The following is a 23344-nucleotide window of genomic DNA, read 5'->3' on the forward strand; positions in this document are numbered from 1 at the left end:
CTCAGAAGTGAAACGCCGTAGCGCCGATGGTAGTGTGGGGTCTCCCCATGCGAGAGTAGGGAACTGCCAGGCATCAAATAAGTGGAAAGCCCTGTACTGACGTACAGGGCTTTTTGCTGTCTGCAATAACAGAAAAAACGGGAGTCTGGCTTGAGTTACCGCTCACCAGGTTGTCTTGCAGATCGAGATACCCGGGCATAGCACACCTGGGGGCGCTCCGACGGGCAAGCCCGCTACGACCCCAACGGTGCACTCTCCCTAAAATCGGACTGGGTGAGTCGCCTGCAAGACAATATGGTTAACTATTTCTCCGCACCAGGCTGGATCATTACGGCCACTCTCTGCCTGTTTTTAGCGCAATATTCCCGCCCATAGCTGTTGATCCTTTCCCTTAAGATTGTATACAAGGCGTTCGCTGCCAATCCGCTTTCTGGTACAGAAATTGCTTTTCCTTTAAGACTTAGAGGAGAGAAAAATGAAAGCAATCGTGATTGGTGGCGGTATTGGCGGTGCATGTGCGGCGATTGCGCTCAAGCGTTTTGGTATCGAAACTGCTGTATACGAGGCAGTAAAGGAGATCAAGCCGGTGGGGGCGGCAATTTCCATTTGGCCAAACGGGGTGAAATGCCTTAATTACCTTGGTATGAAAGAGGCGATCCGTGAGCTGGGCGGGCAAATGCGCTATATGGCGTATAAAGACTACCGGCAGGGCCAGACCATGACGCGTTTCAGCATGCAGCCGCTGATCGACAGCGTGGGTGAACAACCTTATCCGGTGGCGCGCGCCGAGTTGCAGAACATGTTGCTCGACACCTATGGCCGCGATAGCGTGCAATTTGGCAAACGCGTAACGCGCGTTGTCCAGGATGCCGACAGCGTTACCGCCTGGTTTGACGATGGCAGCTCGGCTACTGGTGATTTGCTGATCGCCGCCGATGGTACCCATTCCACTGTCCGCGAGTATGTTCTCGGGCATACAACCGAACGTCGTTATGCCGGTTACGTTAACTGGAACGGCCTGGTAACTATTGATGAAAGCATTGCTCCCGCCGATCAATGGACCACTTTTGTTGGCGAAGGCAAACGGGTATCGCTGATGCCGGTCAGCGGCAACCGTTTCTATTTCTTCTTTGATGTACCGCTGGCCAAAGGTTTAGCCGAAGATCGCAGCACGGTTCGCGACGATTTACGGCGCTATTTCACCGGCTGGGCAGATCCGGTGCAGAAGCTGATCGCCCAGATTGATCCCCAGACCACCAACCGCGTAGAGATCCACGATATCGATCCCTTTATGCAGCTGGTTAAAGGCCGCGTGGCACTACTTGGCGATTCCGGTCATAGTACCACGCCGGATATTGGCCAGGGGGGTTGTGCAGCCATGGAGGATGCAGTGGTGCTGGCTAATATGCTGCAAAATCATTCGCTGGGCATTGAAGATGCGTTGCTGCGTTATCAGCAAAAGCGGGCATATCGGGTAAAAGATCTGGTGCTCAAGGCCCGTAAGCGTTGTGACGTTACCCACGGTAAAGAAATGGCGGTTACCGAGCAGTGGTACCAGGATCTCAGGCAGGAAAGCGGAGAGCGCATTCTGGCAGGGATGTGCGAAACCATTTTAGGTGGACCGCTGGAGTAAAATGCCTGTTGTCGTAATTTGAATGAATTTTTTTAATAAAAAAGCCCGGGTAGATACTCGGGCTTAATAGGATCAGGCTACGGGCGGATCACAAAATTCGGCTAATTAAGCGATCGATCCTAATACGTCGCAGACGACGGATAAGCTTGCGTACTTTTACCGGATAATTAGGAATGGTTTCCAGTTCCATATAATGCGAAACCACTTCAGTATGTCGACGAATATGCTCCAGCTCTAGCTGACGTTGGCCAAGCATCTCCTGATTGGGATCGTGGATCAGGATCGCATTCTCCAGATCCAGTCGCCAGGCCCGCGGATTCAGGTTATTACCGGTGATCAACTGCCAGCGATCGTCGACCCATATCCCTTTGAGATGGTAGCTGTTATCGCCATCCTTCCACAGACGAACAATCAGCTGACCGCTGTCGATAAACTTTTGCAGACGGCTAAGAAAACGGCGTAGATTGATTTCATAAAGATAAGGCAGTGCGCCGATAATTTTAAACGGCTGGTCCTGCGGAATATAAAAATCGTTAGCCGTTTTATCACCGACGATAATTTCAACCTGTTTGCCGCGACGCAATAAACCCATAATATTACGCGCCAGCAGGGCCGGCATATTAAAGTAGGGAGTGCACAGCGTCAGTTTTTCATCGGTACTGGCCATCAAATGATAAATGGTCTGGTTGAGGGTATTCTGTTTACCCAGGCCGACCATCGGCGTTACCGCCAGTTCGTTCGCTGAGGCCTGATCCGCGAAGTGGTAACTGCAATCCCGCAGGCTTTGGCGGAATTGGCGCGTCTCATTTTTGATCTCCGGACTTTTCGGACGATCTTCGCGATCCAGACGTTGCACCGCACTGGCGACCAGTAGCGATTTCTTAATGTAATCGACCATGGTATTGGCCAACTGCGGATTGGTCAGCAAATGATAGCGGTCGTAGCGATACTTATCGTGACGATGCAGATAGACATCATTCAGGCTGGCGCCGCTGTAAATCACGCAGTCGTCAACGATATAGCCTTTAAGATGCAAAACACCCAGCGCTTCACGGGTATTCACCGGCACACCATAAATCGGCACAATAACGCCCGGATTTTCGTGGGCCATACGGCAATACCAATCAGCATTGGTATTGGCGGCGACGGCACCAATACGTCCGCGCTGTGCGCGATGCCAGTCAACCAGTATGCTGATCTCTAATTCCGGACGCTGGCGCTTTGCGGCATACAGTGCAGATAATACATCTCGTCCACCGTCATCGTTCTCCAGGTACAGTGCAACCAGATAAATCCGTTGGGTGGCGTTGGCAATGGCTTCGAGCAGCGTCGAACGGAAATCTGCGGGACTGTACAGGGTCTGTACAGCATCAACCGATTGGGGGAGTTTTGGCAGTTGAGCAAGATGTTGTTGATGTTTGTTTCGTTTAAATTTTGACAACATCACAGTGCGCTTCTTCTCTCTTCATTGAATGGCAATTGCGGTCCAGGGTCACCCGTTATCGTTGCGGTGACAGGGCATAAGCGACACTTGCTCACTGCCTTGCTGCAACTTTTCATGACGTTGGGCAAATAAAACAGACCGCACAATCGGTCGATAATACCATTAGTCACCCCTGATGTGCGTAAATTTGCCTAAGGGATGGTCCTAAATCTGTCAGATCCTGTCATTTCATTGTAAAAAGGCACGGTAGAAATTCACTTATTCTTCCGTCGTTGCGCTAACAAAAGCGGTTTGCAATGGTAGTGAAAGATTGACGATACCTTCGGATAATTGAATATCAACGTCAAAACCCAGCTTATTGGCCAGGGCAACCATACCGCGGTTGTTGGGCATGGTAATACCGGTCAGCCGTAGAATACCGTGATCTGCCGTATAGACGATCATCTTCTCCAGCAGCCGTCTGCCCAGTCCCAGCCCTTTTAAATCGGAGCGCACCAATACCGAGAATTCGGCATCGATATTGTCGGGATCGGAAATTGCCCGAGTGACGCCAATGATCTCAATATCATGGGTTTGGCCGCGAACCGCAACAAACGCCATTTCTCGATCGTAGTCGATCTGCGTCATATTCGCCAAATCCTCATGGGTGAACTCGTTAATCTCACTGAAGTAGCGATAGTAGAGATCTTCTTTGGTCACCTTTTGGATAAAGGCTTTCAATAGCGGCTCATCTTCCGGCAGGATCGGCCGGAACAGACAAGCCGATCCATCCTTAAGAATGACGCGTTCTTCCAACTGTTGCGGATAAGGGCGGATTGCCAGGCGCGATTGCGGATCGTCGCTACAGGGGCTGAGCTGGATCGATACGTCGAGCAAGGTCAGTTCACTGCCGGACGCCAATAACGGATGGATGGTCAGTTCGGTGATTTCCGGGCAGTCGATAATCAGATTGGACACCTGCACCAGCAAATGGCTTAACGCCGGGATATCCAGCGGACGCAGCGCATTGCGTTGGCGTATTTTGCCACTCTTTAGCGCCTGCAGTACCAAATATCTGGCCAGCGCCATATTTAACGGCGGCAAAGCGACCACCGCATGTTGCTCAGGACGCCATTCAATACCGCCTTCACCCAACATAATCAGCGGACCAAACACCTGGTCATATTGCACCACTACCCGCAGTTCCTGCGAGCCGGGCCGGTTGGCCATAGTTTGCACCAGCAAGCCATTGATTTTGGCATGAGGAAAGGCCTGCCTTGCGCGGTCGAAAATAGCCTCGGCGGCTTGCTGCACCTCGCTGGCGGTGCGCAGATAAAGCATTACCCCCTGAACTTCCGAGTTGTGATCAATATCCGGCGAGCGCAGTTTAAGGGCTACGGGATAACCAATCTGTTCGGCAATACGCACGGCTTCCTGGCTATCGCCGGCAATCCAGGTGGGCAGCACCGCCATACCGTAATCCTGCAAAATATCCTTCACTTCATGAGTATCCAGGCGGGTGATACCTTCGCTCAGTGCTTGCCCGATCAGTCGATGCGCCACGTCGGTGTTGTTATTCAAATCCAGCGGCAGTGACGGGGTTTCTTTTAGCTGTTTCTGATTACGGCGATATTCCACCATATGCATAAATGCCGTTACCGCGCCTTCCGGTGTGCGGTAGGTGGGGACTCCCGCTTCGCTAAACAGGCGACGCCCGTCGACGGAGGAGAATTCGCCACACCAGTTGGTTAGCAGGGTGACGCGCTTGCCGCGTGGATGCTGCTGTAGCGCTTCGATCACCAGTTCGGCAGTCTGCGTGCCCGGTGCCGCAGCACTAGGGGCATGGATCACTAACAGGGCGTCATAGTCCTGGCTATCTAACAGCGCAGTAAGCACTGACTTATAAAGCTGAGGGCTGGCATCGTCGTGCAGGTCGAGCGGATTGCTTACCGTGATATTGGCGGCCAGCAGCGCACCGAGCTGCTGTCTGGTTTCCTCACTGAGAGTCGCCAGCTTGCCATGACGTTGCAGCAACTGATCCAGGGCCATGGCCGACGGGGCAGCGCCGTTGCTAATTATTAGTAAGCGCTCACCTCGTAATGGGCGCATATGGCTTAGCGTCTCAACGGCGGTAAAGAGTTCATGGGTATCCTGCACGCGCAGCAAGCCGGCACGTTGGATGGCGGCATCGTAGGCCGCATCCAGACTTAGGGGGCTGTTTAACAGACGTTGTGCCTGCGCGCTGCGTCCACTTTTGATCACCAGGATCGGTTTATTGCGCGATGCACTGCGTGAGGCGGATAAAAAGCGGCGGGCATCGCTGACGTGTTCGAGGTACAGCAATATGGCGCTGGTTTTGCTGTCTCTGGCTAAAAAGTCGAGCAGGTCGTCGACGTCAATATCCAGGCTGTCACCCAGTGAAATAAAATAGGAAAAACCAATCGAACGCTGCTGCGCCCAGTCAAGAATGGTATTGGCCACCGCGGCGGACTGCGAAATAAACGCCAGCTTTCCGGGCAGGATCGGCACCGGGGAAAAACTGGCATTGAGTCCCAGCCACGGGGCGAGAAGACCGAGGCTATTGGGGCCGAGCAGGCGCATGGCATAGCGCTGGGCGGTGCTTTTTAACTCGGCAAATTGCCGGGGATGGGAAGAGAGCACAATCACCGTTTTGCAGCCGCGCGTGCCAAGCTGTTCAAGTAGGGCCAGGTTGCGGTCGGCTCGGGTGCAGATAATCGCCAAATCCGGCGTCATCGGCAAACTGGCAACGTTGGCATAGGCCAATACGCCACATACCGAGCGCCAGGCGGGGGTCACCGGCAGCACCGGACCTTTGTAGCCGCCGCCCAGCAGATTGCGCATCATCAGATAACCGGCACGTCCTGGTTTATCCGACGCGCCCAGCACGGCAATGGATTTGGGGCGTAATAAGGCTTCTAACCCGCGTTGGCTCATCCTGTCTCCTGTCTGGCTGTGTCCTCAGTGGGGCCACAGCCTGATTACGTTACCCGGAGTTTAGAGGCTTTCATCCCCCAATGCTGTGAGTTGCTGCACTGGCTGATGAGGTTTTCCGGCTAAATATTGTGTTCGGAATAAAGTAAATAGCGCCGACATGCTCTCCGCCGCGGCGATATCCCCCGCTTTTGCCAGCAAGGCGGCGGCGACCTCTACCGTGCAATGCTGGTCGTCTCGGGGGGATTCGCGCAGCACATAGCTTGACCTGGCGCTGACATCCAGTGAAAAAACCGGGAATCCGTCGAGGTAAGGGCTTTTGCGGAACATTTTCCGCGCTTCGTTCCAGGTGCCATCGAGCATAATAAATAACGGCGGTTTGCTGTTGGCGGGAATTTCGGTAAATACCTGGCGTGGCGCGTCCGCAAAGGAGGCGGGGAAAACCACATAGGGTTGGCGCGTTGGATCGGCAATCGCCGCCAGTAACTGGGGATCCACCTCGGTGCGTGACCACATAAACGCCTGAGTATCAGGCAGAATATCAGCAATTAATCGTCCGGTATTGCTGGGTTTTAAAGGTTCGGTATCAAACATGATCAGGCAGAAGCGGCTATTGGCCAACTGTGCCGGGATCCGGCCACAGAGACAGTTTCTCTTCGGCAGCAGACAGGACTGACAGCGGATCACCCGCGAGCCACGGGCCAGATAGGGGCGGGTAGATTTGGCGAGGCGCTGGCTGCGCAGTCGCAGTACGGCATTGTCTGGCATGAAAGGTCCTGCTGCGGTAAATCCGCTATTCTAATCAGATGTCAGACGGCGGTATATACCCTTCATTCTGCGCACGGCATAAAGCAAGGCAACAAGGTGAGCTGGAAGAGAGCAGAAATAACTCGGCCCATCAGACAATGCATGGGCCGTAAATGTCGTTATGCGTTACAATGATTCATTGAGCCAATTATTAAATGGTGCTTTAGGCATAGCTCCGCTAAGCATATCGACCATTTTACCCTGATTGTACACCATGATAGTCGGAATGCTGCGAATACGAAAACGCGCACCGAGTTCAGGTTCTGCTTCAGTATTGACCTTGATAAAACGCACTTTACCCGCACGCTCTTGCGCGACATCGGCAAAGATGGGCGCAAAGTTGACGCAAGGGCCGCACCAGGGTGCCCAAAAATCAATAACTACCGGCAGATCGTCTTGCAGGTATTTATCCAGAGTCGCTGCCGTTGCGTGCACGACTTCCCCCTGGAACAGGGGTTGACCACAGCGACCACATTTGGCTCCGTCGTCAATTCGGTCTTCAGGCAAGCGGTTCGTCGCCTGGCATGATGAGCAAATCGTATTCATAAGTTTAGCCTCTGTAATAGACGTCTATCCTGTCACCGTTGAGCCTGGCGGGTGATGAGGATACTGAGATATGTGATCAGTATGGCGTCTGCTCAGAGGCTGAACAATGCGATTTATCCAATGGATACGATAGTTTTTAGCTTTTGGTGCAAAGCAAGTGGCTTACCACTCAGACATCAGGTAATCTTCGCGCCCAGCGCGTAGGTGGAGAAAATAATGAACGATTCCTTTAATGGCAAGAACGGCAAAGTCAAAGTGATGTACGTCCGCAGTGACGACGACGGCGATAACCGAAATAACGATAAACGTCCTGCAAGTAATAAAGGACGTCCTGGCGATAAAGCTCGCCCGGCTTCCCGTCCCTTTGAAGGTCGCAACAACGAGCGTCGCGGCAGCGATTCACGCGGTGAATCTCGCGGTCCGGATGCACGTCGGGGTGACTCACGTGCGCCTCGTCCGTCTCGTCCTGCTCGTGACAATGAAGGCGCAGGTTCTTCTTCACCGTGGGAAAACTCCTCACCGTGGAAAACCGTTTCCCGTGCTCCTGACGATGAGTCAGCGCCGGATCACGGTGGTATTAGCGGCAAAAGCTTTATCGATCCCGATCAACTGCGTCGTCAGCGTCAGGAAGAGACCCGTGTTTACGGCGAAAATGCCTGTCAGGCGCTGTTTGCCAGCCGTCCTGACTCTATTGTGCGCGCCTGGTTTATCCAGTCAGTCACCCCGCGTTTTCGTGAAGCTCTGCGCTGGATGGCGGCCAACCGCAAAGCCTACCATGTTGTCGAAGACGAAGAGCTGGCTAAAGCCTCGGGGACCGAGCACCACGGTGGCGTCTGCTTCCTGATTAAAAAACGTCAGGGACTGGATGCAGAAACCTATCTGCAAACTGCACCGGTAAAAGACTGTGTGTTGGCGCTGGAGAATGTCGGTAATCCGCATAACCTCGGCGGCATCATGCGTAGTTGCGCCCACTTTGGTATCAATGGCATGTTGATCCAGGATCCGGCACAGCTGGAATCTGGCGCGGCGGTGCGCACTGCCGAAGGCGGCGCTGAGCATATTAAAGCGATCAATGCCGATAACTTTGTTGATGTGCTGACCAGCTTCCGTAAAGCGGGCTACACCATTGTGACCACTTCCAGTCACAAGGGTACGGCTCTGGGTAAAGCTGAACTGCCGGCCAAAATGGTGCTGGTGCTGGGTGAAGAGAGCGACGGCTTGTCCGATAGCGCCTGGCAGCAGGGTGACCTCAACGTCTCCATCGGCGGTACCGGTAAAGTAGAAAGCCTGAACGTTTCGGTGGCAACCGGTATTCTGCTGGCCGAATGGTGGCGTCAAAACCAGGCCTGATCGGCGTCGGGTCTAGTAAAAACGGCGTCCGTTCAGACTGCTGACAAAGTCCGTTATTAGGGAGAGCGCCCCTAGGTGTGCTATGCCCGGGTATCTCAATCATCAAGACGACTTTGTCATCAAACAAAACGGACGCCAATGGCGTCCGTTTTGTTTATCAAGCAAGCGCTAGCGTTAGTGCGCGCCGCCGCCTTCACCGCCTGCAGTAAACGGGGCGCGGGCAAACCAGACGACAACCAGCAGGATAATAAACACCCCACCGGCGGCCCAGAAGATCTCGTTGGCCGAGATGATCAACCCCTGATCGGTTATCTGCCGGGCGATCCAGCCCGAGGCCTGCTGCTGGCTCATCCCCATACCTTGCAACTGCGAGTAGGCCTGCGTCGCCACCGGATTAAACGGCGTGATGCTTTCGGTCATATGCGTATGATGCAAAGATTCCCGATCGGTCCACATAGTGGTGGTGATCGATGTGCCGATCGAACCCGCCAGAGTACGGGTAAAGTTTGAAAGGCTCGATGCTGCCGCCATCCGCGAAGGAGGCAAGCCTGATAACGTAATAGTTATCAATGGCATAAAGAAGCAACCTACCGCAAACCCCTGAATAAACTGCGGCCACGCCGAGGCACCAAACCCCATTCCCGGTTCAAACGTATAAGCACGCCAGTAAAAACAGACGGAATACATAATGAAACTGAAGGTTACCAGCCAGCGCATATCCAGACGATGGGCAAAGCGGCCGATGATCGGTGACATCACCACCGGCAAGATCCCCACCGGCGCCGATGCCAGACCCGCCCAGGTGGCCGTATAGCCAAATACCTCCTGCAATAGCTGCGGCAATAACACAATAGAGCCGAAGTAGAGCATATAGGCCAGGCTGATACTGAGCGTACCAATGGTAAAGTTTCGCGATTTAAATAACGATAAATCAACGATCGGGTGGTCATCCGTCAGCTCCCAGACAATCAGGAACGACAGCGCCACCACGGCGACAATGGTTAGGGTGATGATCTCCGGCGAGCTAAACCAGTCCAGTTCCTTGCCGCGATCGAGCATGATCTGCAAACAGCCTATGCCGACCACCAGTAACACCAGGCCAATGGTATCAATGGGTCTGATCTGCGTCTCGGTCTCACGACCTTTCAGCGTCTTCAGCGTCAGCAAGACCACCACAATGCCGATAGGAATGTTGATAAAGAAGATCCATCCCCAGTGATAGTTATCACTGATATAACCGCCGAGGATCGGGCCGCAGATCGGGGCGACGATCACCGTCATTGACCATAGCGCCAGGGCGGTACTTCGCTTGGCGGGGGGATAGTTATTTAACAACAGACTTTGTGATAGCGGGATCAGTGGACCTGCCACCACGCCCTGGATCACTCGGAAGAAGATCAGCATTTCCAGACTGCTGGAAATACCACACAGCCATGAGGCAACGGCAAACAGCCCGGTGGCCCACAAAAACAGCCTCACTTCACCGATGCGTTTTGCCAGCCAACCGGTGATGGGGATCGAGATCGCATTGGCGACCCCGAACGAGGTAATAACCCAGGTACCCTGGGAGTTTGACGCCCCCAGGTTACCGGCGATGGTCGGGATCGCCACGTTGGCGATCGTCGAGTCCAACACCTGCATAAAGGTAGCCATTGCCAGCGCCACTGTCATCCAGGCGAGTGGTGCACCTTCCAGCGGTTTTCTAGCCATGATGGCCTCCGATCAACTCAACCCGCATTGGCATTGATAACGTCATTGATAATGGCGTTAACCGGTGCGAGATTTAACGTCAGGGCCGAAGTCTGATACAAAGGTGCCGAGCGTACCGTATCCGCGAGGATCAGGCCGTTGCGATCTTGTGTATCCACATTGACCAGGGCAGAGAGACCAATTCGCAGCGGATGCTGTTTCACTTCGTTGGCATCCAGCTCAATACGTACCGGCAGACGTTGTACCACTTTGATCCAGTTGCCGGTGGCATTCTGGGCTGGCAGCAATGAGAAGGCCCCGCCGGTGCCCATATCCATACCCACCACTTTGCCGTGATAGACCACGTTATTGCCGTACATATCGCTGACCACGGTCGCCGCCTGGCCAATACGCATATTGGCTAATTGGGTTTCTTTAAAATTGGCATCCACCCAGATATGTTCCGCCGGCACCACCGCCATCAGTGCGGTAGCAGGATTGATCTGTTGACCAATCTGCACACTGCGGCGAGAAACAAAACCGTCTACCGGACTGACAATTTTGGTGCGTTGCAGCGCCAGCCAGGCATCACGAACCTGAGCGGCAGCCTGTAGCACCTGTGGCTGTTGCGCCACCGGGGTGTTGAGCACCATTGCCTGATTGGCATTCAACTGCTGTACGGCGACGTCAAGCTGCGCCTTGGCGCTATCGACAGCATCGTGGGCATGCTGCAACTCTTCACGACCAATGGCGTCGACATTGCCAAGGATCACCCGGCGTTTCAGGTCAGCCTGGGCCTGACTAAGCAGGGTCTGACGCAGGCCGACATTGGCCTGAAACTGTTTGCTGTTGATCATCAACTGATGCGTCTGGCGCACACTGTTGGCCAGCGCCGTTTTGGCCCGTTCAAGGGCCTGTTCGGCATCGGTCGGATCCAGCACCACTAACGGATCGCCTTTTTTGACGTAGTCAGTACTATCAAAATTAACGTCGGTTACGCTGCCGGAGACCTGGGCCATAATCTGCACCTGGTTACCCGCAACATAGGCATCATCCGTCTCCTGAAAATGACGTAACACCAAAAACCAGTAGATCAGGTAGGCAATGGCGATAATGACAAAAAATCCGGTTAAAAGGAGCAGGGCGACTCTGCGCGTTTTCTTTTTGTTTCTTGCTGGTGGCGGGGTCTGCTGCTGATCTGCCGCGTTTGCGCTCATATTTTTCTCCACGCTGGGTCTCTTTATTATGCTTTTGTTTCCGCGGCTGGGGCCTGATAACCGCCCCCTAACGCACGGATTAAACTAATTTTTGCCTGCAAGACTTGGCTGGCGGCATTTAACGCAGCCTGTTGCTGTTGCAGGAGTTGTGCCTGGCTGGTGAGCAGTTGATCGCGACCGATAGTGCCTGCTGAATAACGGGCATTGGCAACGCGATAGACATCCTGCATGGATTTCTCAGCCGATAAGGCTTGCTGCAGCTGGCTTGCCGAGCTTTTTTGCACGGTCATGGCGTCGGCAGTTTGTTGAATAGCGTTTAACAATGTCTGGTTATAGGATTCAACGGATTGGTCATATAACGCCGATTCTTCGCCGAGTTTGCTGCGCAGTGCGCCAGCATGGAAAATGGGCAGCGAAATGGCCGGGGCGATATTCCACGCCTGGCTGGCCGCTTCCAGCAGGTTCGGGCTGGTATTGCCATAGTTGGTCGAACTCAAACCGGCAAAGGCGCTGATCGACAGACTGGGGTAAAACTCTTTTTTTGCCGCCTGGATGCGCTGGGAATAAGACTCCACCAGATCGCGCTGGGCGACAATATCGGGACGCTTGCCCAGCAGCTCTAGGGTCAGCTCGCCTTTCGGTGCCAGCAGGCTGTCACCCGGCAGATCGACGGCATGCAAATGGTCCATGGCATCCGGGCCTCTGCCTGCCAACGCCGCCAACTGGTGTTTCAGTTGGTCGATCTGCGATTGCAGTTCAATGGTCTGTTGTTTGGCACTATCCGCCTGGGCCTGGGTTTGCTGAGGAATATCAATACCGTAAACACCGGCTTGATACTGCGCTTTACGCAGATCGGCCAAATGTTGATTATTATCGACTTCCTGCTGCAGCACTTTCAGTACGGCATAGTTACTTTGCAACTGGTAGTAGGTGGCAGCCACCGAGCTCGACAAGGTCAGCGCGGCCTGTGCCTGTTCGGCACGGGCGGAGTCCACCTGGGCTTTGGCTGCATTGACCTGATTACGATATTTACCCCACCAGTCAAACTCGTAGCTCAGATTGACACCCAGATTATTGGTGGTCTCATACACCGGATTGCCGGGATAGCCACCAAGGAAAGGCTGGAAGGTATTCTGAGAGATTTTCTGCCGATTGCTTGATGCGTTTAAATCAACATAAGGACCATTGGCTGCATTGGCTTCGCCGACAACGCTCTGCGCTTCACGCACGCGTGCCGCGGCCTGGCGTAACGACGGCGAACTTTGCAGCGTTTCGGTCATTAAGCTATCAAGCTGTGGATCTTGCAGGTTCCGCCACCACTGTGGGCTGATGGTCAATGAACTGACTTTGTGCTGCGCCAAATTCAACCGCTGGTTATCCAGCAAGGTGGACTGAGGTGCAATATTATTGCTGGAAGCACAGCCCGCCAACAATAAAACAGCAAACAGCGGCGTAAAGCTCCAGCTGACTGGAAGTGACATGGCTTAATTACCTGAACAAATAGTAGGTTATTGTGTTGAGGTTGCATCCATCTGGTCGAGGCGTGTCAACAGCTTGCGCGTAAGCGTTTCCAGCTGTTTTTGCTCTTCGATATCCAGGGTTGACCAGAGAAAATGCAAACTTTTGTGCTGAGGTGGCAACAACTTCTGAATAAAAGCTTCTCCGTCTGCAGTCAGATGCAAATGCAGACAGCGACGGTCATTATCGCTCTCACGTCTTTCGATCCATCCGCGCTTCTCTAACTCATCGGCAATGCGGGTCGCATTGGTACGAGACGACCCCAGTGCAGCGCTCAGTTCTGAAGGTTGTATGCTGTGCGTTTCCCGGGCATCCAGCGTGATCAACGCCATAAACAGCGTTTCGTTGATCCCCTGGGCTTTCAGCATCTTGTTTCTGTTATCCAACAGCTTGCTTTGCATATGCATACACAGACGCGTCAACAGGATTTCTTGATAAGGGAAATCTTTCTGTTTTTTAGCGCGGTAATTTAACATGTGTTCGATAGGTGCGAATGAACTTTCCATTGTGAGAAACCTCATTAGTTACAATTGAGATAGTAACCAGTGTAATTAATAATGTAAATGTTATGATCGACGAAATAGTTAGCTATTCGTGTCATCTCATAACGGTTGCAGGTGCCATACTTTTTATTTTGTGACCAGGCGGACTTGACCACGGTAATTTAAGATTTTTTATCCAGAGAGCAGCATGATTTTGAAGACCAGCCCGTAACAGACGGCGCCGGCAAGGGTGGAGAAGATGATGCTTTTACTGCGCCAGAACATCAGTGCCAGCACCACAAAACCTGCCAGAGTTGGCAGCAATCTATGGGCATCGCGCAGGATATCCGGCGTGCTCGAGACCACCAGCAGCGCGCAGATTGAGGCAATACCTATGCTGTCCAACACCCGATTTATCCATGCAGGTCGGGTGGATGATGCGGTTTTACGCGCGGCACCGAGGCGCAATGGCAGATAGCGGAACAGGTAATTCACCGCGCCCACTACCAGGCAGACAATAATCACGTTACTGCTCATCAGTGACATTCCTGGTCAAGGTGGAAGGGGACGGTTTTCGCAGCGATGCGAGGCAACCGCCACCAATGCCGCACAGAATGGCGACAGGGATAGAGTAAAAAATCAGGCCAGCCAGTGCCCCGGTTAACGAGGCAATAAACACCAGACTGTGTTGACGCTTGAAGGCGGCCAGTAAAAAACTCAAAAACAGCGCGGGCAGCATAAAGGAGAGCGAGGCTTCTATCGCCGGGTAGGCTTCCAGCGGGCCATTGGCGAACAGCGTGCCAACGCCAGTGCCGATCACCCAGGCAATCCATGAAGAGAGGGCAAGCCCACACATCCACTCGGCGCTCCAACTACGCTGGTCACGGATCAGCTTGGTTGTTGCCGCGGCAAAGACTTCATCGGTCAGCCCAAAGGCCCAGATGGCAGTTTTTGGCCCATTGATCTTTTTCCCCAGGCGGCTGCGCAACGAGGGGCCATACAAAATATGCCGCACATCCATCGCCATCACGGTAAGAGCCGATACCCACAACGACATGCCAGCGCTAAGCAGCGCAGTGATCACAAACTGGCTGGCACCGGCATAAATCAAAATGGAAAACAGCAGACTCTCGGCGGGCGAAAACCCCAGTTTGACGGCGCTTAACCCAAAAGCAAAAGCGACAGGCAGGTAGCCAATAACAATGGGCAAGCTGTCAAAAATGCCTTGGGCAAAAGTGGAAACGCGAGGCGCTGACGCATGTTCTTGAGCGATGTTGCTGTGCATAATTATGTTTACTGGCTAAAGGAATATGTTTCGTTCGCGTATAATTTATGCTGAAAATAATATCAGACTGTTAGTACTCTTGACACCCTTTAGGTTAAAAAATTTCGTAAAGAACTATATGCATGCTAATTAGGGGCGTGATTATCACACTGGCAATGTGTTTCTGGTTTATCGGCAAAATCAGGCAATTTTATGCTTGTGACCCAGCAGCCAGATCAGCAGATTAATCACGCAGAAAATCACCCCGGCGGTGCAAACGCCATTCCAGCCTGCACGTTGAAAGGCAAAAGCCGACACCAGCGAACCCACCGCACCGCCAATAAAATAGGCAGTCATATAGCCGGATGTCAGACGATTACGCGCTTCTGGCATCGATTTATAAATCACCGTCTGGTTGGTGATATGCACGCCTTGCACACACAAATCCAACAAAATAATGCCGATAATCAGCGAGATCACCGAATGCTGCCCGTAGGCGATAGCCAGCCAGGAAAGCAGTAACAGCACCAGCCCGCAGGTGGTGGTCAACGCGGCTTTACCGCGATCGGCCAACTGCCCGGCGCGGGTTGCCGCCAGGGCACCGGCGGCACCGACCAGGCCAAACAGGCCGATCACCCCTTCGGAATAGCCATAGTTGGGCCCGGCCAGTAGAAAGGCCATCGAGGTCCAGATAATGCTAAAATTGGCAAAGATAAACATGCCCAGTAACGCGCGAGTACGTAACACCGGGGTAAAAAAGAACAGGGTAAAAATCGATTTCATCAACTGCAGATAGTTAAGCTGGGTATGCTGTGGGTGGCGCGGCAGCGTGCGCCATAACACCACTGCCATTATCGTCATCAACAGGCTGGCCACCCAGTAGACAGTGCGCCAGCCACCCAGTGTGGCCAGCAGACCGGCCACGGTGCGTGCCAGCAAGATCCCCAACAACAGGCCTGACATAATCATCCCGACGATTTTGCCCCTGCGTGCCGGTTCCGCCAGGGTGGCAGCCAACGGCACCAGCACCTGGGCGACGACAGAAAACAGCCCCGTCAGCGCGGTGCCGATCAGCATCATGGTGATCGATGAAGCATTGGCGATGATCAGCAGACCGGCCGCAGAAAGTAAGGTCATCACCACAATCATACTGCGCCGTTCAAACATATCGCCGAGCGGCACCAGGAAAAACAGGCCAAACGCATAACCAAGCTGGGCAGTAGTAACGATAAAACCGGCCTGATTGACCGATAAATGAAACTCCCGGGCAATAGTTTCCAGCAGCGGCTGGGCGTAGTAGTTGCTGGCAACAGCCAGGCCAGTGGCGATGGACATCAACAGGATAAGACCGGGAGTCAGGATCGATAGCGGATGTTGGCTTGCAGTTGTCATAGGCTTTTTTCGTTAAATAAGTCGATATTAATGCAGGTTTCAGGTTGCCAGTATCCGTGAGTAAAACTGATAATCCAATGAATAATTACCGTGAGAAGTATTCTTGTTGCTTATTTTTTGCAGAACAGCGCTAAACGCCAGAGGGAACAACCCGTTGACTGGGATAAAAAATAAAAAAAACCGGGTTTTGACACCCGGCCTTATGGCGATGATTAAAATAGCAGGTTTATTTTGTGGCAGCCGCGGTGGCTTCGTTGATCCAGCCATCAAAGGTTGCCTGGTGCGCTTTGATCCAGCCGTTGGTCTGCGCTTCGATATCCGCTTCTGAGCTTTTACCGGCATGCATGGCGGCGTTCTGCGCATTGATATCCGCCAGCGGCAGTTTGGCAATCGCAAAGAGTTTGGCTGCCGCCGGATTGGCCTGTGCCCATTTCAGATTGGCAACAATATGCATGGTGCTGACCGGGAAGCCGTAGTTCTTGCCGTTAGGCAGTTTGGTATCGGCATTTTTCTCGCCGGGGATCACCGAGAACGGCACCTGCAACCAGACAGTATCTTTGCCGGGTACCAGTACGTTACTGACCCAGTAAGGCGTCCAGGTGTAATACAGGATCGGTTTGCCCTCTTTGTAGCGGGTAATGGTGTCGGCAATCATCGCCGAATAGTTACCCTGATTGTGCTGCACGGTGTCGGTCAAACCATAGGCGCTAATCTGGGCATTCAACGCGGCTTCACAACCCCAGCCCGGGGTACAACCGGTCAGATCGGCTTTGCCGTCGTTGTTGGTATCAAACAGTTTGGCGATTTTGGGATCTTTTAACTGCGCGATATTGGTGATGTGATACTGCTCGGCGGTTTTTTTGTCGATCAGGTAACCCTGCGCCGCGCCGGTAACATAGGTTCCCTGACGATAAAACACCTTGTCGCCCCCGGCGGCGTTATACATGCTGTCATGCAGCGGTATCCAGTTGGCGGCCATAAAGGTCCCGTCACCTGCGGCAATGGTGGTGTAGCCGACGTTGTAATCGACTTCGCGAATGGGCTGGACGTTGTAACCCAGTTTTTCCAGCGCTTTATCAATCACTTTGGTCTGAAAGGTTTCTTCGCTGATGGTGCTCTGAATCGGCGTTACGGTCACGCCTTTACCCGGTAAATCCGCGGCAAAAGCGGCAGTGCTGCTAAAAGTGGTCAGGGCGACGATCGCCCACAGGCTGTTGTTGGATAAGTGTTGCGTCATAGTCATGGTGTCCTTAAGCTTTTTTAATAAAAGGTTTGCTTATCAGGCCAATAGGGCCATGCGTAAACCAACGGTGTCCGCCTTTACTACGACGGTCGCGGCCCAGGGCCTGGGTCAGGCGGTCAAGGATAATCGCCAGAATGACAATACCCACGCCACCAATTGAGGCCAGACCCATATCCAGCCGGCCAATCCCCCGTAATACCATCTGACCGAGACCGCCAACGGCGATCATCGAGGCGATCACCACCATCGACAGTGCCAGCATCAGCGTCTGGTTAATCCCGGCCATAATGGTTGGCATGGCCAGCGGTAATTGAACTTTAAACAGCAGTTGACTGGGGCTGGAACCAAAGGATTCGGCGGCTTCGATCAGATCTTCCGGTACCTGTTTGATACCCAGGATCGTCAAACGGACGATAGGCGGCAGGGCAAAGATAATGGTCACCACCACGCCGGGAACATTACCGATACCAAACAGCATGACAATTGGCACCAGATAGACAAAGGCCGGGGTGGTCTGCATGGCATCGAGCAGCGGTCTGATAATTTTGGCCGCCCCTTTACTGCGTGCCAGCCAGATACCAAGCGGCAGACCGATCAGTACGCAGAAGAACAGCGAAGTCAGCACCAATGCCAGCGTGACCATCGCCTGTGACCAGGCACCGATGGCGCCAATAATAATCAGCGAAACCAGGGTGATGGCACCCATGCCCAGACCGGCCATTTGCCAGGCAATCAGCGCAAAAATCAGCATCGCCAGCGGGGCGGGCAGGGCCTCGAGGCTATGTTGAAAACCACTGAGCACAAAATCCACGGGTACACGGATCCCCTGAAACAGCGGGCGAAAGTGCATCACCAGCCAGTCGATCCCTTCGGTCACCCAACGGTCCAGTGGGATCAGCGTGTTATGAAACGGGTCGAGAATATTGAAGTGCTGATGCTGTTCTGGCGCGACGTTCAGCCAGCTGTCGCTGTTTTGCGCCACGGCGTGATGACCGGCATCCGGGGTGGTGCTGGTGGCGGCGTCACTGCCGCCCCAAGGATCGCTGCTGGTGGCCGCGGCATCGGTTGGCGCTGCGGTCTGCGTCGGTGTGGCCCAGGGATCGCTGGCCGCATCGGCTGCCTGTGCTGCCTGAGCATGTTGAACCACGGTTTGCATCGGCATTGCCGCATGATGGATAGAATTACTTGATGAATGCATCATTCTGTCGCCCCTTCTTTGTCCAGAGCCCGCAACAGCATGGCTTTGGAAATAACGCCAATATAGTTATTTTCTTCGCTAACCACCGCCACGGCACAAGGTGCAGCGGCGACCTGAGAAATCAGCTCGCTCAGTGGCATGTCAGCCGGTACCGGTGCCGGTAATTCCAGCAGGGCACTGTCGAGCGAACGGTTCTCTTTTAGCGCGCTTTTGAGCGAATCCAGCGACACTACGCCGATATATTTCTGTCCGCGTTCAAGCACATAACCATATTCCCTGTCGTCATCCTCCAGCAGTTTCAAGGCTGCGCGGGGTCCAAAACCCGGGGTTTTACGGATCAGCGTCACCGGACGGCGACGGGCGATATCCTTGGCACTAAATACCTGGCTGACATCGACACCACGGAAGAAGGTGCGTACGTAATCGTTGGCCGGATTATTGAGGATCTCTTCCGGTGTCCCCACCTGCACCACCTCGCCGCCCTGCATAATGGCAATGCGGTCGCCGATGCGCATGGCTTCATCGAGATCGTGGGAAATAAAGACAATGGTGCGCTGATGCAGTGATTGCAGTTTGACCAGCTCGTCTTGCATTTCGGTACGTATCAGCGGATCCAGCGCCGAGAAGGCTTCATCCATCAATAAAATATCAGGATTATTTGCCATGGCGCGGGCCAGGCCAACGCGCTGGCGCATGCCGCCGGACAGCTCGTCGGGGTAGGAGTGGGCATAATTTTCCAGGCCGACCTGACGCAGGGCATCGAGCGCTTTTTCATTGCGCTCCTGCGTCGGCACCCCGGCCAGTTCCATACCGAAGGCGGTATTGTTTAACACGTTAAGGTGCGGCATTAAGGCGAAGGATTGGAAAACCATGCTGATCTTGCTTCTGCGCACCTGGCGCAGCTTGCTTTCGGAGATTTTGGCAATATCTTCGCCATCGATCAGCACTTCGCCACGGGTTGGTTCTATCAGACGATTGAGAAGGCGTACCATGGTCGATTTTCCGGAACCGGAAAGCCCCATGATGACAAAAATCTCGCCTTCTTCAATGGCCAGACTGGCGTTCTTTACGCCAAGTGACAGACCCGTTTTCTCAAAAATTTCTTCTTTACCCTTGCCGGAATCTATCAGCTTAAAGGCTCGCTCAGGATGCTCGCCAAAGACTTTATATAAGTTCTTTACTTCGATTTTAATTGCCATGCAATTTTTCGTTTCCTTGGTCGTATTTCAAATACTGTTGTTTGAATAGTGGTGATAAAATTTCCTGTCAGCGGAATATCAAGCGGCCTATACCCTAACACACTCAGATTCTGAGACAAGTCTCACTCATTTTGATTAAGAATTAGGAATGTGCTGATTATATTATTATCCTTCGTCTCTCAGCCCTTGCCCGGCAAGGGATATTTGCGGATCAAGCTATATTAATTATTATTTGAAATGGCAATTACTCTTGTTGAGTGTTTTTTGAATATTTTCCCTGGTTGATTAATAGAGTGATTTTGTTATATCTGTATGTTTTTTATGATTTTATTTTTGCCTTGCAAGAGTGGTTATTACGATGCAAATAAGCTGAAAAAGTCGATTTTTGATATTTTTTTCGTTAGGTGCTTATGGGGATAATAATCGGCGTTTTTTTTGCCTGTCGCTGATGAGAAATGCGACTAACGGTTACTTGTAAATAAGGAAGTAGCCCTGAGCTCATTGCGGGAAATAGGTGGGGGATTTTTCTGGATTTTTGGCTAAATCGGCCAAGTGATAAAACAGTTGGTTACGAGAAATATTGCACTGTGAGTTTCATGTTTGCAGTGCCGATAACAGCAAAATAGGTTGGCTATTGCTGTGCGATTATTTTGCCGCCTGCGATGTCCCTGAGCGTTCAGCCCCTGAGTAATGGCAGCACTTTCTCTATCCTCTAACGCAGCAGAAATTTCTCGTCTTTTACTCCAACATTCTCAACAAACAATATGCCATTTTATTTCGGAATATTTCTGTCGAAAACCCTCTTTGTCGTAATGGGTTGGTTTAAGGACGTAATTTTTGTTTTCTATAAGGATAAAGAGATGGCACTTTTACCCGTAAAAACACTGGCTGTATTGGTTGCTCTGGCACCTGTTGGTGCTATGTCCATCCATAGCGCCGCAGCAAGTGGTTATGTTTCCTCCCCAGCGGCGCGGGCACATTTGTGTCAAACCGGTGAGAACCAGAATTGTGGCGACTTTGCTGCCTTTCAACCGGCATTAATCCAGTCGGCAACCACGGCGACGGGTTTTCCACCCTCCGCCATTGCCAGTGGCGGGCTGGATCGTTATCAGGCCCTGGATAGCGAGAGTGCCACCCGCTGGCAAAAAAACAGCATAGCGGGCGGTAAGCTGGATATCAGTTGGCAAATCACTTCCCCTTCTACTATTACCGGCTGGAAATACTACATCACCCAACCAAACTGGCAGCACACCCTCGACAGCAAACATCGTCTGACGACTGCCAGCTTCGCCGCCGCTCCTTTCTGTCAGGCGTCCGGCGATGAGACAAAGATCCAGCAAGGCATCATCACCCACCATTGCCAGCTACCGCCGCGTGAGGGCTATCAGTTGATCTATGCCGTAGCGGATCAGGCCAATGGGCAAAGTCTGTATAACATTATCGATGTCAAGGTGGCGAAGTCGGCGGGGCAGGTCGCCCCTGCAGAGCTGGTCAACTGGCAAAAAGAGATCGCCACCATCGATATGCCAATCGCTGTTAAAGCCGGGGATGTCGTGCGTGCCCGCTTCTTTGGCGCGGATGAAGAGCCAAACCTGGAAACCAAAGTGACCATCAAGGCCGGGGAAGAAACTCGCTGGTCAGCAATCCTTGCCGAGGCCATTAATGGCCAACACGCTGATATTCGCGCCGGGGTGCGCAGCACAGAGGGAGATGTGACCCCTGCACAACATAAAATAAATAATATCTATGTGGCTGAGGACAGCTATTTAACCAGTGCCGTTATTTCGGTTAATTAAAAAACCTTTTGGCATCTGTTTAATTCTCTATTTGGAATATGGAAATGACACAATTTAAAAAAACCTTTTTAGCTACCCTGGTGGCACTGTCCGCAAGTTCTGCGGCCTTGTATTCGGCTGCCGTTAGCGCTCACGGTTATGTTAGCCAGCCTGCCAGCCGTGCGGTAAATTGCCAGAAAGGGCTGAATAAAAACTGTGGTCAGGTGACCTATGAGCCGCAGAGTGTAGAAGCCCCAAAAACCGCCAGTGACTTCCCGCCAGATGGCAAAATAGCCAGTGGCGGCTGGTATGGCGCGGCCACCTTTGATAATGAACGTTCAGACTGGCAGCGTATTAATATCAAGCCGGGATGGCAGCAAATTAAATGGTATTTAACTGCACCTCATGCGACCACCAATTTTAAATATTACATTACCAAGCCTGGCTGGAGTAATGCCAATAATGCCACTTTGACGCGCAGCATGTTTGAAGATACCCCGTTTTGCCAGGAAGATATGGCCGGCGTTACCCCGCCAAACAATGTGACTCATGAATGTAATGTTCCGGAGCGCACTGGCAACCAGCTGATTTATGCCGTCTGGCGTATTAATAATACCGGCAATAGCTTCTACCAGATTATTGATGTCAAATTTGATGGCAGCAATGACAATGGCTCAGAAGAGGCGGCCAAGCCGGTGGCCGATATCAAGATAAGCAGCGATCGCTTATCCACTGGCAATCTGATGCTGGATGCCAGCGCTTCCAGTGGAGAGTCATTGCGCTACAGTTGGCAGGTGATAACTAATAGCGACAAAGTGATCCTGACTGGAAACACCGGCAGTAAAGCCAGTATTCGTTTGAAACAGGAGGCGACCAGCAATTTTGATGTGCAGGTAAAATTGACCGTCACCAATGCAAAAGAGATTTCTGCGAGCAAAACCGTAACGTTGAAGGCGGTAAAGGCTGCTGACGTTAACGCCCCGGTCGCGGTGGTCCCTGCCAACTTTACCGTCGAGGAGCAAGATGTCTCGGCGGGCTATACGCTGGATGGTTCAAACAGTAAAAACGCCAAATCCGTGCAATGGAAATCCCTGACCAAAGGCTTCTGGCTGCAGGAAGCGGCCGGCAAACCCTGGACCGCAACCTTGTCCAAACCTACCGTGCGCGCGCTGATCCCGGCCAATACTACCGGCAATGCGGTTTATCAATTGACGGTGACCGGTGCCGATGGCACCAGGGATGTAAAGACTGTCACCGTGACGGTGAAAGCCAAGAGCAGCGGTGAAGATAAGCCTGAGATCCCGGCGACCGGCGAATATCCGGCATGGCAATCTGCTGCCACCTATGTGGCGGGTGATAAAGTGACCTATCAGGGTGTGCGCTATATTGCCGCCTATTGGACGCGCAGTGCGCCTGGCAGCGATGGCTCATGGAAACTGGCCGATAGCAGTCAGGTGGCGGCATGGAGTGCCTCAACACCGTACAACGGTGGCGATCATGTCACTTACCAGGGCAAAAAGTATAAAGCGGCCTATTGGACACGTGGCGATATCCCCGGTCAGCACGCGGTGTGGATTGCCGAGTAATCGGCTAATGACCAAGTCCTCTTGATGATCAAGATACAGGGGCATAGCACAGCTGCGGCTGCGCCGGCGG

Annotated in this window: 18 protein-coding genes; 4 read left to right on the forward strand and 14 right to left on the reverse strand. The window is 52.8% G+C overall.

Annotated elements, in window-relative coordinates:
• The first annotated feature begins 475 nt into the window (after positions 1-475).
• The gene (gene hpxO / locus GW590_RS03595; RefSeq protein ID WP_169401666.1) at positions 476-1633 is read left to right on the forward strand and encodes an FAD-dependent urate hydroxylase HpxO; all 1158 of its coding nucleotides are present in this window, start codon (positions 476-478) and stop codon (positions 1631-1633) included.
• Positions 1634-1721: 88 nt separating this feature from the next.
• Here the strand turns inward: hpxO and pssA are convergent, their stop codons facing one another.
• From pssA to trxC, 4 genes are all read right to left on the reverse strand, one after another.
• On the reverse strand, positions 1722-3077 hold the full coding sequence (gene pssA / locus GW590_RS03600; protein ID WP_169401667.1) for a CDP-diacylglycerol--serine O-phosphatidyltransferase: 1356 nt from the start codon (positions 3075-3077) through the stop codon (positions 1722-1724).
• 258 nt (positions 3078-3335) lie between these two features.
• Positions 3336-6011: a bifunctional acetate--CoA ligase family protein/GNAT family N-acetyltransferase gene (locus GW590_RS03605; RefSeq protein ID WP_169401668.1), complete on the reverse strand. Its 2676-nt coding sequence runs from the start codon at positions 6009-6011 to the stop codon at positions 3336-3338.
• A gap of 60 nt (positions 6012-6071) precedes the next feature.
• On the reverse strand, positions 6072-6776 hold the full coding sequence (locus GW590_RS03610) for a tRNA-uridine aminocarboxypropyltransferase (RefSeq protein ID WP_169401669.1): 705 nt from the start codon (positions 6774-6776) through the stop codon (positions 6072-6074).
• Between the two features lie 165 nt (positions 6777-6941).
• Positions 6942-7361 carry a thioredoxin TrxC gene (gene trxC / locus GW590_RS03615; RefSeq protein ID WP_169401670.1) on the reverse strand — a complete coding sequence of 140 codons (420 nt, stop codon included), beginning with the start codon at positions 7359-7361 and terminating at the stop codon, positions 6942-6944.
• A gap of 216 nt (positions 7362-7577) precedes the next feature.
• Between trxC and GW590_RS03620 the strand changes: the two genes are divergently transcribed.
• Positions 7578-8711, forward strand: coding sequence for a tRNA/rRNA methyltransferase (locus GW590_RS03620; protein WP_169401671.1), 1134 nt, complete (start codon positions 7578-7580; stop codon positions 8709-8711).
• 174 nt (positions 8712-8885) lie between these two features.
• Here the strand turns inward: GW590_RS03620 and emrB are convergent, their stop codons facing one another.
• The 10 genes from emrB to proV form a co-directional block, all read right to left on the reverse strand.
• Complete coding sequence (emrB, locus tag GW590_RS03625) at positions 8886-10421, reverse strand: multidrug efflux MFS transporter permease subunit EmrB (protein WP_169401672.1); 1536 nt, start codon at positions 10419-10421, stop codon at positions 8886-8888.
• Between the two features lie 17 nt (positions 10422-10438).
• Complete coding sequence (gene emrA, locus GW590_RS03630; RefSeq protein WP_169401673.1) at positions 10439-11617, reverse strand: multidrug efflux MFS transporter periplasmic adaptor subunit EmrA; 1179 nt, start codon at positions 11615-11617, stop codon at positions 10439-10441.
• Positions 11618-11643: 26 nt separating this feature from the next.
• A complete protein-coding gene (locus tag GW590_RS03635) occupies positions 11644-13098 on the reverse strand; it encodes an efflux transporter outer membrane subunit (RefSeq protein WP_169401674.1) in 1455 nt (484 codons plus the stop codon).
• Positions 13099-13125: 27 nt separating this feature from the next.
• Positions 13126-13641 carry a transcriptional repressor MprA gene (gene mprA, locus GW590_RS03640; protein ID WP_169401675.1) on the reverse strand — a complete coding sequence of 172 codons (516 nt, stop codon included), beginning with the start codon at positions 13639-13641 and terminating at the stop codon, positions 13126-13128.
• A 168-nt stretch (positions 13642-13809) separates the two neighbouring features.
• Positions 13810-14154: an L-valine transporter subunit YgaH gene (gene ygaH, locus GW590_RS03645; RefSeq protein WP_169401676.1), complete on the reverse strand. Its 345-nt coding sequence runs from the start codon at positions 14152-14154 to the stop codon at positions 13810-13812.
• Positions 14144-14902: an AzlC family ABC transporter permease gene (locus GW590_RS03650; RefSeq protein WP_169401677.1), complete on the reverse strand. Its 759-nt coding sequence runs from the start codon at positions 14900-14902 to the stop codon at positions 14144-14146. Before GW590_RS03650 ends, ygaH begins: the two co-directional genes overlap by 11 nt.
• A 180-nt stretch (positions 14903-15082) precedes the next feature.
• Complete coding sequence (locus GW590_RS03655; protein ID WP_169401678.1) at positions 15083-16273, reverse strand: MFS transporter; 1191 nt, start codon at positions 16271-16273, stop codon at positions 15083-15085.
• A 226-nt stretch (positions 16274-16499) separates the two neighbouring features.
• Positions 16500-17510, reverse strand: a complete 1011-nt coding sequence (gene proX / locus GW590_RS03660) for a glycine betaine/L-proline ABC transporter substrate-binding protein ProX (RefSeq protein ID WP_169401679.1) — start codon at positions 17508-17510, stop codon at positions 16500-16502.
• 13 nt (positions 17511-17523) lie between these two features.
• Positions 17524-18714, reverse strand: coding sequence for a glycine betaine/L-proline ABC transporter permease ProW (proW, locus tag GW590_RS03665; protein ID WP_408014911.1), 1191 nt, complete (start codon positions 18712-18714; stop codon positions 17524-17526).
• The gene (gene proV, locus GW590_RS03670) at positions 18714-19913 is read right to left on the reverse strand and encodes a glycine betaine/L-proline ABC transporter ATP-binding protein ProV (RefSeq protein ID WP_169401680.1); all 1200 of its coding nucleotides are present in this window, start codon (positions 19911-19913) and stop codon (positions 18714-18716) included. Before proV ends, proW begins: the two co-directional genes overlap by 1 nt.
• An 860-nt stretch (positions 19914-20773) precedes the next feature.
• Between proV and GW590_RS03675 the strand changes: the two genes are divergently transcribed.
• Entirely contained in the window at positions 20774-21709 is a 936-nt protein-coding gene (locus tag GW590_RS03675) for a lytic polysaccharide monooxygenase (RefSeq protein WP_169401681.1), read from the forward strand.
• Positions 21710-21753: 44 nt separating this feature from the next.
• Positions 21754-23274 carry a lytic polysaccharide monooxygenase gene (locus GW590_RS03680; RefSeq protein ID WP_169401682.1) on the forward strand — a complete coding sequence of 507 codons (1521 nt, stop codon included), beginning with the start codon at positions 21754-21756 and terminating at the stop codon, positions 23272-23274.
• Positions 23275-23344 lie beyond the last annotated feature (70 nt).

This window comes from Rouxiella aceris, assembly GCF_012933545.1.
Taxonomy (GTDB): Bacteria; Pseudomonadota; Gammaproteobacteria; order Enterobacterales; family Enterobacteriaceae; genus Rouxiella; species Rouxiella aceris.

Excerpts from the sequence above, each read along its gene's own strand:
- proV (WP_169401680.1), bottom strand. The coding sequence starts at position 19,913 with ATGGCAATTAAAATCGAAGTAAAGAACTTATATAAAGTCTTTGGCGAG.
- mprA (WP_169401675.1), bottom strand. The coding sequence starts at position 13,641 with ATGGAAAGTTCATTCGCACCTATCGAACACATGTTAAATTACCGCGCT.
- GW590_RS03680 (WP_169401682.1), top strand. The coding sequence starts at position 21,754 with ATGACACAATTTAAAAAAACCTTTTTAGCTACCCTGGTGGCACTGTCC.
- GW590_RS03650 (WP_169401677.1), bottom strand. The coding sequence starts at position 14,902 with ATGCACAGCAACATCGCTCAAGAACATGCGTCAGCGCCTCGCGTTTCC.
- GW590_RS03655 (WP_169401678.1), bottom strand. The coding sequence starts at position 16,273 with ATGACAACTGCAAGCCAACATCCGCTATCGATCCTGACTCCCGGTCTT.
- GW590_RS03610 (WP_169401669.1), bottom strand. The coding sequence starts at position 6,776 with ATGCCAGACAATGCCGTACTGCGACTGCGCAGCCAGCGCCTCGCCAAA.
- GW590_RS03675 (WP_169401681.1), top strand. The coding sequence starts at position 20,774 with ATGGCACTTTTACCCGTAAAAACACTGGCTGTATTGGTTGCTCTGGCA.
- GW590_RS03635 (WP_169401674.1), bottom strand. The coding sequence starts at position 13,098 with ATGTCACTTCCAGTCAGCTGGAGCTTTACGCCGCTGTTTGCTGTTTTA.
- proW (WP_408014911.1), bottom strand. The coding sequence starts at position 18,714 with ATGCATTCATCAAGTAATTCTATCCATCATGCGGCAATGCCGATGCAA.
- proX (WP_169401679.1), bottom strand. The coding sequence starts at position 17,510 with ATGACGCAACACTTATCCAACAACAGCCTGTGGGCGATCGTCGCCCTG.
- ygaH (WP_169401676.1), bottom strand. The coding sequence starts at position 14,154 with ATGAGCAGTAACGTGATTATTGTCTGCCTGGTAGTGGGCGCGGTGAAT.
- GW590_RS03605 (WP_169401668.1), bottom strand. The coding sequence starts at position 6,011 with ATGAGCCAACGCGGGTTAGAAGCCTTATTACGCCCCAAATCCATTGCC.
- emrB (WP_169401672.1), bottom strand. The coding sequence starts at position 10,421 with ATGGCTAGAAAACCGCTGGAAGGTGCACCACTCGCCTGGATGACAGTG.
- GW590_RS03620 (WP_169401671.1), top strand. The coding sequence starts at position 7,578 with ATGAACGATTCCTTTAATGGCAAGAACGGCAAAGTCAAAGTGATGTAC.
- pssA (WP_169401667.1), bottom strand. The coding sequence starts at position 3,077 with ATGTTGTCAAAATTTAAACGAAACAAACATCAACAACATCTTGCTCAA.
- emrA (WP_169401673.1), bottom strand. The coding sequence starts at position 11,617 with ATGAGCGCAAACGCGGCAGATCAGCAGCAGACCCCGCCACCAGCAAGA.
- trxC (WP_169401670.1), bottom strand. The coding sequence starts at position 7,361 with ATGAATACGATTTGCTCATCATGCCAGGCGACGAACCGCTTGCCTGAA.
- hpxO (WP_169401666.1), top strand. The coding sequence starts at position 476 with ATGAAAGCAATCGTGATTGGTGGCGGTATTGGCGGTGCATGTGCGGCG.